Source organism: Weissella ceti (assembly GCF_018394055.1).
Lineage (GTDB): Bacteria > Bacillota > Bacilli > Lactobacillales > Lactobacillaceae > Weissella > Weissella ceti.
The window spans coordinates 719,111-729,301 of the sequence record NZ_CP074441.1; the positions used below are offsets into that span (position 1 = coordinate 719,111).

Here is a 10,191-nt window from a genome sequence, read left to right on the forward strand (position 1 = left end):
AATTCTTAAATTAAGACACCTGTCGCGCGTTTTATATCCCGTTTAATACAAACACCCCAGAAAGGAACAAAATTAATAACAGGTACGTTTATTTGATTTTTAGATATACGGGCAATTTTCGAACTAGAACCCAACGTTTTCACGCTTGTCTGACGTAGCTTCCGTGAACTTAACAACGTGACCAGTAGACCCTTTAAGAATTCGGCTTACGATTTTCGGATTGTACATGCGCGATAACTCGTCACTGGTGTGATTAGTCGTCACGATTGTGTTCGTCCGTCCGTTCAGGATTGTGAACAAGACACGTTGGTTAAAATCACTGGCTTCTTTGCTGCCGCTTGTAAACAAGCTTTCCGAACCCAAATCATCTAGAACCAGATAATCAACTTCAGTCAGCAACTTCACAGCGCGTTCTTCTGTCCACCACTGGTCTTGATTGTTAAAGCTGTCTTTGATCAAGCGGAACAAGTCGGCTGTTGAAATAAACAAGCAGCTAACGTGTGGCGTTGAGTACTGGTTAATCATCTTGATAAGCCCCATAGCTAAGTGCGACTTCCCAGCTCCAGGCGTTCCCGTGTAGATTGCGTTGAACTTCTTACCCTCACGCACATACTGGCTAGCGAATGACTTCGTAAGCGCCAAAGCCTTTTCAGTTTCACTGCCTGCTGTGGTTTCGTAATTGTCAAACTCGGCGTCCCACAGAGTGCTGTCACCAACAATCGACTTATTGCGGAGTAGATTAACTGTGCGTTGTCGTTTATGGTGTTCGCCTGCTTGTGCTGCCAGTTTCTTGTTTTCCTCTAGCATTTTTTCGCTTTGGCATTTCTGACAAAACGGCTTAGCTCCTTCACGATTCAACAGCACTAATTCATCGCCGTGTGTCTCGCAGTATTCGCCTGTGGGCTTGATTAGATTGTCTAGCACCTTGTTAAGCGCTTCTCCCATGCTTTGCATTAGAACAGTCCTCCATAGCGTCCTGCGTCCTTCTTAGGCGCTTGTGTTGGTGTCTGGTTCAGATACTTATCAAACTTGTTGCTAAACAGCGTTGATGGTTGCAGATACTTCTCGTATTCTGTCCCCGTCCAATTAGTGACCATGTTATCGACAACAATCTTGAAATCATCAAGCGTTGCCTTTTCTCCAAAACGAGCCTTGATCAACTTCTTGTTTGCTGCACTACTTGCTTTGTATCGCTTGCCAGTTTTTTGATTTAGATACTCGATAATTTCTGAGTAAGGAATTTTTTCCTGTTCGGCGGGCTTGCCCGACAAAGGGTTTATATATTCTTTATCTTCTTCTTTATCTATATCTTCTTCTGTTGCGTGACGTGACGTGACGCGTGACGTGACGACCGTTTTTTCGTCGTTTTTACCATCTTCAACATGCCCTAAAGCCTTCTGGCGCTTGCGTTCACGGTATGTTTTACTACGCTTAGCGCTATCTTCCCTGATTTTATCCATACCACTTACGTTTTGGTGCTTCTCCCAATTATGAATTTCAATCAATCCATCTTCGTTCAAATCAATCATTCCAAACTTTTCAAGTGCCTTTAAAGCTAAGCGAATAACATTCACGGGCTTGTTAAATAAGGTTGACAACATTTCGTCTGAATACGGCATATTACGCTGTATATAAATCAATCCATCATCATTTGTCTTGCCTGCTAAAACTAGTAAACGTATCCAAATCACGATTACTGCATCAGCTTCTGGCATTGATTGAATCAGACGGATTTTTTCATCATCGAACATTGTTGTCTTTAATTTAATCCATGTGATTTCTGCCATATTTTCCACCTATACCACTAGAAAGGAAGGTCGTCATCAGTCACATCAATTCCCCGACCGTTTTCGAACGGGTTTGACTGTCCTCGACCGTTTTCCAACGGGGCAGAACGGTTTTCCGACGGGGCAAAACCGTTTTTGGACTGTTTTTGTCCGTTTTCCCCATTGCTTGACTTGCTGTCTAACAATGAGAAATTATCAACAATCACTTCAGTAACGTACACACGTTGACCGTCTTTATTCTCATAATTACGTGTTTGAAGTCGTCCTTCTACAGCAACTTGTGATCCCTTCGAAGTGAAGTTTGCAAAGTTTTCTGCTGACTTACGCCAGATAACACAGTTAATAAAATCTGCTTCACGCTCTCCGTCGGAATTTGTAAATTGACGATTAACCGCCAATGAAAATGTTCCAACTGCTGCGCCTGATGTCGTGTATTTCAGTTCTGTATCGCGTGTCAAACGCCCTACTAATACAACTCGATTAATCATGTTCACTCCTCCTACAGCACTGGAATATTACGCAAGTCAACTCGATGATTGATGTTGTAATAGTCACTATGTGCTTCTGCTTTTTCTGGTGCTACTTCACCATCAATAACCGATACAATGCGATCTTGATTATTGTTGATTTCTTCCATACCTAGCTCCAACAACCCGTCGCTCACTTGGTAGAGTTCTGCGTTAGCGTGTCGGTCCTTCGTCACTGCCAAAATGTAGCAAGTGAACTTTTTACCAGTCATTTGGTAAAGCATTTCTTGATAAGCTGCCATTTGTAAGTGGTAGAACTTAGCCGTCATGAAGTCTTGATAGCCGCCATGATACTCACTGTATTCACCGCCAATGACGCCCCCCTTTTTCTGCAACGTTTTAACAGTCTTGATGTCGATAAAGTAACCTAAATCAAAATTGACCATATCCAACTTTCCAGCCCATTGAATCCCGCCAATATCGCCTTCGATGATGTACTCACGATCTGGCGCGTTTTCAATCATCGTCATAATGTTGTTGTCTGATTCAATACGCTTAATCATTTCATCTGCCTTCAGATAATCAGCTTTAAGCGTTCCCTTCTTAGTCAACATCGCGTCTGCATTTTCAGTTTTAAACGCTTCGTGCGCTTCTGGTGATTCGAAGTAGCTGTGTACATAGTTACCAACTAACAATGCTTTGGGGTCATCTGGGAATGGGTTATACGTCCCGTGCATTTGTGCCAACGCTGCTTCTTCCCCGTTTTGTAGGAATGACTTCATCGTTGACGCGTGCATTTTCTTAAACGCTTGATCTTTGTCGTAATAATTTTCTTGTGTGATTTCAGACATTACTTATCACCGAATTCAGGCGGGAATGCGTCTTCAAGGCTTTGGTCATTCGCCGCGGCTGCTTGTTCTGCATGGGCTTCTAATTGCTCCATCATTGCAGCTAGTTCTTGCTTTCGTGCCCCAGCAGGATAAGAAACACCTGCAGAACTTAGGTATTGCTTCATTTCAGTTACTGTCATACCTGCATCAGGTACCGTTTCAACTGGGACAGGTTCTGGCTTTGCTTCTGGTTGTGGCTCTGGTTCAGTCAACAATTCTGTTTGACGTTGAGCTGCCAAGTCTGCCAATGCAGGCGCTGCACTAGTTGTTTCTGGCGTCACATCACCACGTTCAACCGTTGATTCTTCATTGTCCGCTACGATCGCTTGTTGCATTTCAGTATTAAGCGGTGCATATGTTGATAGCATCTTCTTAAGCACCGTCTTTTGCGCCATTGCGTCGAAGTCTGACTTCCAAGGGCTAGAATTGTAGCCGAATGACTTACTGTATTTCTTCCCGTGGGCATGCACCTTTTCATATGACCAGTAAATCGTCTTCTCAAAGCCATTTGATAGCTTCATGTAAGCGAAGTATCCAACAGGCTTCTTGCTTTCGTCAGGCACTGCTTCTGCGTCGATTTCAAGCGCTTCTGATAGAGGATTAAAACTTACGAATTGCTCCGCGTAAATTTGTCCGCTGTTAAGCGCTGTAACTTTACCAGAGCGCAAAGCTAGTTGGATTAGCCCCTTATATCCTAGTTGGAATTGTGCTTCTTGCTTGTATGGCACGATGTATGCAAAACCTAATGACGGTTCGATTGGCAAGTCTAACGTTGCCGCAACCATAGCTGATTGCATAATGCTCTTAGGCTCTGCTTTAGCTAACAATTGATTTTGGCTTGTCACGTTCAACAGGCTAGTAATGAATGACTTACTGTTACTTCCCATTACTTCATCAAACTTGTTTCGTACCGCTGGCATTTCAAAGAATGACTTCACATTGTTGTTGCTTTGTTGCACTTGATTCATAATACTTTCACCTCGATTTTGAAATAATCTGCCATGAATTTGGCATGTTTATGCGCTTTGTCAGTTCGTAAGTATCTACCACCTACGACATATACTTCGTCGCCTGTATATAAAGCGTTGCCGTCAATATCTACGCCAACTAAAACAGGTGCATCTTCTACCTGAAAGAACGAGTCTGACATCATCACACCTCGTTTTTATCTTCGTAATAAGCTAGTAAATCGTCCTCAGAAACGTGTTCCTTGATTTCAGGCGCTTCTACATAGCTATCAATAATTTGTTCATCTCTTGTCATATCAACTCCTAAAAGACGTTAGGAAATTCTTCTGATTCCCATACTTGAATAGATACTGCCGTAACATTCCAGAAGCCTGATTCGTATAATGTGCGTATTAACGCGTTACGATCACATGACTTCCAGTCTTGATACGGGAAGTTTTTCAGTCCGCCATCACGATACAACTTACGCATTTTATAGCGCGCGTTTCGTGGTTGCTGCCGTACCTTTTCAACCAAATCTTCTTTAAATTTTTCAGGCGTCTTTTCGCCTATGAACATTTGAATAACTTCCATTAGCGTCGGTTTAAGTTGTTTAGCCCAGCTTGAAATTCAAGCCACGTTTCTAGCGGCTTAACAAACTTCTCAACATTTGAAGGGTCAAGTTTGATAGTTGCGTTAATCTTGCTTGGCTTAGGCACTAGTGACTTGATGTGATTACCCAACATGCCAGCTGTGTGCTTCGCTGTGTCTAGCGTTAGGTACTCAAACGCCTTATACGTAGCGTCTACCACATTGTTAATCGCCACAGTTTCATCTGTGGGCTTTTCAATGTATCGCGCTTGGTACTTTTCCCAATTTGCCAATAGGTCACCAAATTGCCCCTTAACGTTCATAACTGAACCTTCTGAAGCGTTTTGAATTTGGTCGACCAATCGCAACATAACGCCGCGATCAACTGCTTTGATGTTTTCCAATGGTGTTGTCATGTATTTTCTCCGTTTTCTGTGATATGCTTAACGGATAAATTTTTGTGAGAAATTATTTATCCGGAGAGTGTAATCAGTTGCCGCTGATTGCGCTCTTTTTTTATTGTTCTGTAATCAAATCAAAGTAGTTGGTCATTTCACCGAGAGACGGGAATACCCCAACACCGACGTCCAAAGAAGTCGTGTTTGCAATATCACCATTTACCAGAAATGTCATTTTGCGGTCGCCTTCTTCGTTAATCAGATCTTGTAGAATTTGAATAAATTCGCTTGTCTTCATTGCATTTCTCCTTTATATACGTTGTCGATATGCCAAATCTTGTCAGCGATTGCGTCGAAGTTATCTCCAACTTGTTGCCAACCTGATGTTGCTAATGTGTATGCAACGTGAGCAGCAAGTACTAATGCTGATGCACACATAATTCCGTAAATCATTTCTTTTTCTCCCAGTCTTCGCCATATAAAGCGTGTGATAAGTACCCTAGTCCGAAGAAAAACAGGCACATGTAAATCGTTCCAATCATTTTTTATCCTCTCTCATTGCCCAAAGAATAATGAAGCAAGAGAAGATGCCGAGTAAAAAAATCGCTAACGCCACTATCTTCGGTAACATTTCCATACTTAACGCTCCAATCCCATAAGATCGCGAACAGATACGTTAAACAGGTCTGCCAATTGCTTTTGGCGTTCCTTATTAGGGAACTCCACGCCATTTTCCCAACGACTAATCGTCATCTTTGATACGCCAATCGCGTCGCCGACGTATTGTTGTGACCAGTCGCTGTCGTATCTCAATGTTCCAAGGTTATTCGCTGTCATCTTCGCCCTCGTTTTCGTCAATGATTTCGTCAATGCTTTCAAACACGTCATCTAAGATGCTTTGCATTGTCTCGTCAATAAACTCAACAGACTTTCCGCAATCACACAAGTTGCGCTTGCGTAGTTCCTTGTGAATCGCCAAAGCTCCCAAAGCTGCTTCAACACCACCGCGACGCATTACTTCAAACAGCGCGTACTTTTCCACTTCTGTCATTTCTTCCAACTTCGCTTCAACCTTTTCTTCAATACCTTCATCAAACATATTCATTTCTCCTTTTATGCCAAATTCTTAAGTGTCTTGTTTACTGATTGGATTAGCTCCGCCTCAGTCTTAGGCTTGTTAAACAGTCGTGCTAATAAATCACTCATAATTCTCCTGCCTGTTTTCTCGTGCGCAACGCTTTATTTACCTTCTGGATAGACGGTGTGTTTTTCTATCCATTCATTCAATGCCTTAACGGGATATACCCGCTTTTGTTCTCCGTCAGACGGAATTTCCACATATGGTACTAAGTGCTTAATGCGTTCCCAGTATGTTCGTTGAAAACCCGACTTCTTATAAGCTTCACTTTCATTTCTATAAACAAGTTGCTCAGACCCGCTCTTCAAATCAGTGACTGCTTTATGGAACATGTTGTACATGCTTTGGAAGCTGTTAATCAAAAACTCGATTTCTGTTGGTGTCATGGCCTACATCTCCAAAGTAGTTTGCTTAATCTTGAAAACAGTTGCCGTTGATGGCGTCCAATTTTCAATTAGATCAACAACGCTATCGAAGTGCTTATCGCGTAAATCGCGTCGGACACGAACCCCTGTGATGTCTAGGATTTGTCGGCTTAAGTCTTGGCGCAATGCCCCGACATGTTCCTTGTAATCCAATCCGTGCACTTCTGCGTATTCGCGAACCTTTCGATTTACGAACTTACTAACATAGTCGTAACGTGCTGAACTCAGCACTTGGTTGCCGTCCAACTCGGTCACACGATCGCCCAGTTCTTTCACTTGTCCTGCTAACTCGCCATTACCTTTCGCGATCAATGCGATTTGTTCCTGCGTCGTTAACGGACGTGCTGCAATCTCACGCAACTTCTTTTCTGCGGCAATGAAGTAGTTACGGATTTTACGTCCTGCTTCATTATTTTCAACAATCGCTAATTCCTTAGCCATGTCTTTGGTTAGTCGGTATTCAATTCGTGTCGATTTACCAATCACAATTTTGTGATTCGTAAAATCATCACCCTCTCGGAATCCATATTGTTCAATTCGTTGTTTAATCCAATCGCTGAACTTACGCTTGTTTCCTAACTTCTCATGAAGTTCACGGGCGTCGATATATTCGCTCCCGTTTTCATCATTCGCGATTTCAATAATTTCGTTCATCGTTTTATCTCCTTCTACAGATAACTGCTTAACTTGCTATTTCGTTCTTTCAGGATTGCGTCTACATATCGTTCAGCATTCCCCAAAATCTTGTTTGTGGTCTTTTCAGACGCACGCCCCTTCGTCACGCTTTCCCATGTAGATTTGCTTGTAAAATTCAAGTACACATCTTTTTCTTTAAGTTGTGCTGCTTTAATCTTCCCTAGCACGATTCCCACACGATCCCAGTGCTCTTGCGGTACGATTGCTACCATTTTTCACTCCTTTCCGTGCTTTTGCACTGTTCTTTTGCTTTACTTGCACTTAACTATGTGCAATAATATACACATAAATAAGCTTTCAAGAAGCCTTGATAACAACTATTACGCCAATAACCCGTTGTTTTATGCAGTGCTTTTGATTTGCTTTTTTGCATTACCCCTAAGCACATGTATTAATTTATCACTAAATTAAGTGCATGTCTACTCTTTTTCACTTTTTTTAGTGCAGAAAATTAAACAATTGGAGTTAAACGTTGATATGAGTACATTTGAACGAGTTAAAGAAATTTCAGAGAAACACGGATATAGCAGTTTACGTACTCTTGCAGAAACCGCAGGATTAGGTACTAACGCTATATATAACTGGAAAAAGAGTGAACCCACAACAAAATCAGCAAAGGCAGTCGCTGATGTATTGGGTGTGTCAGTGGACTATCTATTAGGTAATACTGATAATCCTACCGCTTCTCATTCAGACCAAGAACCTGTTGACCTACAAAAAGTAGTCGACAATGAAGACTGGGACAAATGGTTATCAAGTGGAGGTCGCCCGCTTACTGACCATGACAAGAAATTACTAATGGCGATGTTTGGGAGCGAATAACGGGAGTATCTAACATATGAATAAAGATGAGTTGATGAATGAATTGGTTTCCTCTATAAAGAACCGTGGAGTCAACTTTGTTGGGTTTGATCACTTGGATGCTATCGCTGTGGTTAATCCAGATAGAATGATTGGTGCGTACGACAAGAATAGAGCCACCCTATTCGACGTAACCCATGAATTCATGCACTTAGAATTAGGTCATATAGAACGTGGTAATGGTTATGACTTTACAAACGAGCAAGAAACGACATGTAACGCCGTCACTACTCAATACCTATGGGACATGTTCTTGTTCCATGGTGGTTCAATCGAATACGCACAGCATTTCATTGAGGTATCTGGCTGCCCAGACTATTGGGTGGATAGAATAATCACTCCTGATGTCGACCTAAGTTGGGCATTCGCGTAAATAATAAATACGTGCTAAGAACCACGTTAAAAGCTTTGTGGAGTTTTTGTATATGGGATTAATAAAACTAATTAAGGACCGCAACAGACGTATACGAGAGGAAGCAGCACTACAAGAACAACTTGCTTTAGATGAATACAATGAAAACATTCGTTTGATGACCGAGTTGCCACTTCAAGACTTCCTAGTTCAACACCTTCAATACAATCAAGATATTCTATTGAAAAAGAACGAAGATCTGTATTTCACATTAGGGGTTCTTGAAACTGATGAGCCTATCTATTGGTATGAAGAACGTACTCGGACTGAACGCGTTGGTTATTCAGGTGTAACAACTAACGTGCGGATTATGAAAGGTGTTAGTTATCGCGCAGGTACTGTTAAACCAATCAAGAATACAATTACCGAGAATAAGATTATCAGAACTGGTCCACTGTATTTAACTAATAAGCGATTGATCATGTTGTCAGATACGAAACCTGGCACTATCCGATTATCCAGCGTAGTTAATATTATTCCTTACAGTGATGGTGTTTGCATCCAAAAAGACAGCGGAAAAGACGTTGTGTTGACAGGTTTTAACGGTGAACTTTTCACTATTTTGATGAAGCGAATGATTACAGAAGATTTATCTCCGTCAAACACCTCACCTATTCAAACGCATCAGGAGACAAATGATGTGGATGTGGAACTTGATCAATCTATTGGATTCACTGTGACGTACAACGAGAACAAAGGTCAACCAATCAAGCCGCTAGATTTACCAGACCATCAATTACGTCCTGAAACAGAGAAAGTTTTAACAGGCATTAAAGTAGATTTCGATAGCCGATACAAGCCGTCTGAATACAATGTAGACCCCACTATTCCTTCTAACCCCACTTCTGGCGTTGTCGTATTACTATGGTGGTTAACTAAAAACGACATTAGAACTAGCCACGTTCCTAGTTATTTTTACTTTAAATACGGAGTCACTGCTGATCAACTTATTCGCATCGCTAATATAGACGGTTACATGAATGAGTTAGAAATATCAGAAGCAGGGCGCGCTCATTTAGAAGCAAACGACGACATAATAGACGAACATCGTGGAAACCCTAAAAAAACAACTAAAAAAGCAAAGGAACTCGCTAATGCCTACACGAGTTCTCGTATTGATTTTGATAAAATTACGTCAAAAAAATTTGACGACTTATCTGATGGAGACTTCAAACGCGCACAAGATTTGATGTTAACTGCTGCCGAGCTAACTAAACAGAAGCGATACTCTGATAGTATTTCAGCTGTATTGGAATGTTTAGCGTTAGGTTATCAAATTCCGGGCGTTTGGAACCGCGCTGCTATAAATGCGCGATGCATGAAGGACTTAAAATTAGAAGAACATATTTTAAGGCTAGGTATTCAACAAAGTTTAGTTGATTTTGATGAAGAAGATGAAAAGCTTGTCAAGAGATTAAATAGAGTACTTGAATTGCAAAATAAATAACGTATACGTGTATTAAACCACGCTAGGTAGCGTCATTCAGGTTCGAGTCCTGATGTGGTTTATTGACCTAGATATGTCTTAAAACTGTCTCTCCTATTGTTATCGTGCGCAACGCGTTAACAAGGAGAAATT

Annotated in this window: 17 protein-coding genes; 3 read left to right on the forward strand and 14 right to left on the reverse strand. The window is 41.5% G+C overall.

Annotated elements, in window-relative coordinates:
• Positions 1 to 123 precede the first annotated feature (123 nt).
• The 14 genes from KHQ31_RS03655 to KHQ31_RS03720 form a co-directional block, all read right to left on the reverse strand.
• The gene (locus KHQ31_RS03655; protein ID WP_213409636.1) at positions 124 to 954 is read right to left on the reverse strand and encodes an ATP-binding protein; all 831 of its coding nucleotides are present in this window, start codon (positions 952 to 954) and stop codon (positions 124 to 126) included.
• Positions 954 to 1,787, reverse strand: a complete 834-nt coding sequence (locus tag KHQ31_RS03660) for a phage replisome organizer N-terminal domain-containing protein (protein WP_213409637.1) — start codon at positions 1,785 to 1,787, stop codon at positions 954 to 956. Before KHQ31_RS03660 ends, KHQ31_RS03655 begins: the two co-directional genes overlap by 1 nt.
• 17 nt (positions 1,788 to 1,804) lie before the next feature.
• Positions 1,805 to 2,275 carry a single-stranded DNA-binding protein gene (gene ssb, locus KHQ31_RS03665; RefSeq protein WP_213409638.1) on the reverse strand — a complete coding sequence of 157 codons (471 nt, stop codon included), beginning with the start codon at positions 2,273 to 2,275 and terminating at the stop codon, positions 1,805 to 1,807.
• 11 nt (positions 2,276 to 2,286) lie between these two features.
• On the reverse strand, positions 2,287 to 3,105 hold the full coding sequence (locus KHQ31_RS03670; protein ID WP_213409639.1) for a PD-(D/E)XK nuclease-like domain-containing protein: 819 nt from the start codon (positions 3,103 to 3,105) through the stop codon (positions 2,287 to 2,289).
• Positions 3,105 to 4,112 carry a recombinase RecT gene (locus KHQ31_RS03675; protein WP_213409640.1) on the reverse strand — a complete coding sequence of 336 codons (1,008 nt, stop codon included), beginning with the start codon at positions 4,110 to 4,112 and terminating at the stop codon, positions 3,105 to 3,107. Before KHQ31_RS03675 ends, KHQ31_RS03670 begins: the two co-directional genes overlap by 1 nt.
• A gap of 303 nt (positions 4,113 to 4,415) precedes the next feature.
• Positions 4,416 to 4,670 carry a hypothetical protein gene (locus KHQ31_RS03680; protein WP_213409641.1) on the reverse strand — a complete coding sequence of 85 codons (255 nt, stop codon included), beginning with the start codon at positions 4,668 to 4,670 and terminating at the stop codon, positions 4,416 to 4,418.
• 14 nt (positions 4,671 to 4,684) lie between these two features.
• A complete protein-coding gene (locus KHQ31_RS03685; protein ID WP_213409642.1) occupies positions 4,685 to 5,098 on the reverse strand; it encodes a hypothetical protein in 414 nt (137 codons plus the stop codon).
• A 100-nt stretch (positions 5,099 to 5,198) separates the two neighbouring features.
• The gene (locus KHQ31_RS03690) at positions 5,199 to 5,378 is read right to left on the reverse strand and encodes a hypothetical protein (protein WP_213409643.1); all 180 of its coding nucleotides are present in this window, start codon (positions 5,376 to 5,378) and stop codon (positions 5,199 to 5,201) included.
• Positions 5,375 to 5,533, reverse strand: coding sequence for a hypothetical protein (locus KHQ31_RS03695; RefSeq protein WP_213409644.1), 159 nt, complete (start codon positions 5,531 to 5,533; stop codon positions 5,375 to 5,377). Before KHQ31_RS03695 ends, KHQ31_RS03690 begins: the two co-directional genes overlap by 4 nt.
• 186 nt (positions 5,534 to 5,719) lie before the next feature.
• Complete coding sequence (locus KHQ31_RS03700; protein WP_213409645.1) at positions 5,720 to 5,917, reverse strand: helix-turn-helix transcriptional regulator; 198 nt, start codon at positions 5,915 to 5,917, stop codon at positions 5,720 to 5,722.
• Positions 5,904 to 6,179, reverse strand: a complete 276-nt coding sequence (locus KHQ31_RS03705) for a hypothetical protein (RefSeq protein ID WP_213409646.1) — start codon at positions 6,177 to 6,179, stop codon at positions 5,904 to 5,906. Before KHQ31_RS03705 ends, KHQ31_RS03700 begins: the two co-directional genes overlap by 14 nt.
• 140 nt (positions 6,180 to 6,319) lie before the next feature.
• Complete coding sequence (locus KHQ31_RS03710; RefSeq protein WP_213409647.1) at positions 6,320 to 6,604, reverse strand: hypothetical protein; 285 nt, start codon at positions 6,602 to 6,604, stop codon at positions 6,320 to 6,322.
• 3 nt (positions 6,605 to 6,607) lie between these two features.
• A complete protein-coding gene (locus tag KHQ31_RS03715) occupies positions 6,608 to 7,297 on the reverse strand; it encodes an antA/AntB antirepressor family protein (protein WP_213409648.1) in 690 nt (229 codons plus the stop codon).
• Between the two features lie 14 nt (positions 7,298 to 7,311).
• Complete coding sequence (locus KHQ31_RS03720) at positions 7,312 to 7,551, reverse strand: hypothetical protein (RefSeq protein WP_213409649.1); 240 nt, start codon at positions 7,549 to 7,551, stop codon at positions 7,312 to 7,314.
• A 265-nt stretch (positions 7,552 to 7,816) separates the two neighbouring features.
• Between KHQ31_RS03720 and KHQ31_RS03725 the strand changes: the two genes are divergently transcribed.
• From KHQ31_RS03725 to KHQ31_RS03735, 3 genes are read left to right on the forward strand one after another with little or no spacing between them, the layout of a single operon-like run.
• Positions 7,817 to 8,161 carry an XRE family transcriptional regulator gene (locus tag KHQ31_RS03725; protein ID WP_213409650.1) on the forward strand — a complete coding sequence of 115 codons (345 nt, stop codon included), beginning with the start codon at positions 7,817 to 7,819 and terminating at the stop codon, positions 8,159 to 8,161.
• A 16-nt stretch (positions 8,162 to 8,177) separates the two neighbouring features.
• Positions 8,178 to 8,573, forward strand: coding sequence for a hypothetical protein (locus tag KHQ31_RS03730; protein ID WP_213409651.1), 396 nt, complete (start codon positions 8,178 to 8,180; stop codon positions 8,571 to 8,573).
• Positions 8,574 to 8,625: 52 nt separating this feature from the next.
• Positions 8,626 to 10,059 (forward strand): hypothetical protein, encoded by a 1,434-nt coding sequence (locus KHQ31_RS03735; protein ID WP_213409652.1) that lies wholly within the window; start codon positions 8,626 to 8,628, stop codon positions 10,057 to 10,059.
• Positions 10,060 to 10,191 lie beyond the last annotated feature (132 nt).

Bases quoted from the DNA above. Each gene is read 5' to 3' on its own strand.
- KHQ31_RS03655 (WP_213409636.1), bottom strand. From the start codon at position 954: ATGCAAAGCATGGGAGAAGCGCTTAACAAGGTGCTAGACAATCTAATC.
- KHQ31_RS03660 (WP_213409637.1), bottom strand. From the start codon at position 1,787: ATGGCAGAAATCACATGGATTAAATTAAAGACAACAATGTTCGATGAT.
- ssb (WP_213409638.1), bottom strand. From the start codon at position 2,275: ATGATTAATCGAGTTGTATTAGTAGGGCGTTTGACACGCGATACAGAA.
- KHQ31_RS03670 (WP_213409639.1), bottom strand. From the start codon at position 3,105: ATGTCTGAAATCACACAAGAAAATTATTACGACAAAGATCAAGCGTTT.
- KHQ31_RS03675 (WP_213409640.1), bottom strand. From the start codon at position 4,112: ATGAATCAAGTGCAACAAAGCAACAACAATGTGAAGTCATTCTTTGAA.
- KHQ31_RS03680 (WP_213409641.1), bottom strand. From the start codon at position 4,670: ATGTTCATAGGCGAAAAGACGCCTGAAAAATTTAAAGAAGATTTGGTT.
- KHQ31_RS03685 (WP_213409642.1), bottom strand. From the start codon at position 5,098: ATGACAACACCATTGGAAAACATCAAAGCAGTTGATCGCGGCGTTATG.
- KHQ31_RS03690 (WP_213409643.1), bottom strand. From the start codon at position 5,378: ATGAAGACAAGCGAATTTATTCAAATTCTACAAGATCTGATTAACGAA.
- KHQ31_RS03695 (WP_213409644.1), bottom strand. From the start codon at position 5,533: ATGATTTACGGAATTATGTGTGCATCAGCATTAGTACTTGCTGCTCAC.
- KHQ31_RS03700 (WP_213409645.1), bottom strand. From the start codon at position 5,917: ATGACAGCGAATAACCTTGGAACATTGAGATACGACAGCGACTGGTCA.
- KHQ31_RS03705 (WP_213409646.1), bottom strand. From the start codon at position 6,179: ATGTTTGATGAAGGTATTGAAGAAAAGGTTGAAGCGAAGTTGGAAGAA.
- KHQ31_RS03710 (WP_213409647.1), bottom strand. From the start codon at position 6,604: ATGACACCAACAGAAATCGAGTTTTTGATTAACAGCTTCCAAAGCATG.
- KHQ31_RS03715 (WP_213409648.1), bottom strand. From the start codon at position 7,297: ATGAACGAAATTATTGAAATCGCGAATGATGAAAACGGGAGCGAATAT.
- KHQ31_RS03720 (WP_213409649.1), bottom strand. From the start codon at position 7,551: ATGGTAGCAATCGTACCGCAAGAGCACTGGGATCGTGTGGGAATCGTG.
- KHQ31_RS03725 (WP_213409650.1), top strand. From the start codon at position 7,817: ATGAGTACATTTGAACGAGTTAAAGAAATTTCAGAGAAACACGGATAT.
- KHQ31_RS03730 (WP_213409651.1), top strand. From the start codon at position 8,178: ATGAATAAAGATGAGTTGATGAATGAATTGGTTTCCTCTATAAAGAAC.
- KHQ31_RS03735 (WP_213409652.1), top strand. From the start codon at position 8,626: ATGGGATTAATAAAACTAATTAAGGACCGCAACAGACGTATACGAGAG.